Here is a 253-nt window from a genome sequence, read left to right as displayed (position 1 = left end):
CGCCAAAGAATGCGCGAGTAGCCCACAGTTGCGCCGCTACACCGTCGCGGCGCGATTGAATATGCCCGCCTTCGTGGATGTATGACGCGCTCACGTCGACATAGCGCCACAATCCCCGCCGATATTCAAGACTTCCTGCGCTGCTCGATTCCGACTCGTTGCTGTTGAGGATCGTTCTGCCAAACAGGATGGTGAGTTCATTACCGGTGACATTCGACGTCCGCGACACCGGCCGTTGACGCGGCCCCGGCTC

1 pseudogene is annotated in these 253 nt (G+C 60.1%); it reads right to left on the bottom strand.

The window, feature by feature from the left end:
- Nucleotides 1-253: pseudogene (locus SB771_RS35850) on the bottom strand (hypothetical protein); the annotation flags it as partial.

The organism is Burkholderia sp. SIMBA_051 (assembly GCF_046534915.1).
GTDB lineage: Bacteria > Pseudomonadota > Gammaproteobacteria > Burkholderiales > Burkholderiaceae > Burkholderia > Burkholderia ambifaria.
Note: the sequence above shows the minus strand (reverse complement) of the source record. Positions and strands in the feature narration are given on the sequence as shown.